This window comes from Paraclostridium dentum, assembly GCF_012922555.1.
Classification (GTDB): Bacteria; Bacillota; Clostridia; order Peptostreptococcales; family Peptostreptococcaceae; genus Paraclostridium; species Paraclostridium dentum.
In genome coordinates, this window is record NZ_WIPK01000204.1 from 1 (window position 1) to 311 (window position 311).

1 protein-coding gene is annotated in these 311 nt (G+C 41.5%); it reads left to right on the top strand.

Translation table 11 applies throughout. The features are described from left to right. The first annotated feature begins 34 nt into the window (after nucleotides 1–34). Nucleotides 35–208 (top strand): YqaE/Pmp3 family membrane protein, encoded by a 174-nt coding sequence (locus GFJ41_RS21370; RefSeq protein WP_170076062.1) that lies wholly within the window; start codon nucleotides 35–37, stop codon nucleotides 206–208. The last annotated feature ends 103 nt before the right edge of the window (nucleotides 209–311 follow it).

The following is a 311-nucleotide window of genomic DNA, read 5'->3' on the forward strand; positions in this document are numbered from 1 at the left end:
GTAGTTTTCTTTCTCTTTATCAAACTTGATAAGCATGGGTGGACCAACCTTCCTGGAGATCATCCTCGCCATCCTCTTGCCACCTCTTGGTGTCTTCCTCAAGTATGAGTGTCGTGCGGAATTTTGGATCTGTTTGGTGCTGACACTGTTTGGTTACCTCCCTGGTATTATATATGCCATCTATATCCTCACCAAGCGATCCTTTTAATTTATGTGGTAAAGAATGTGTTCGAAGGGCAGCTATGTCTTTTTGTTTAGATATCAAGGGTTTATTTTCAACCGTTTGATGATTGTACTTATCTGGTGTTGCC

What these genes read in the sequence shown, in the direction of transcription:
- GFJ41_RS21370 (WP_170076062.1), top strand. Translation starts at nt 35, where the DNA reads ATGGGTGGACCAACCTTCCTGGAGATCATCCTCGCCATCCTCTTGCCA.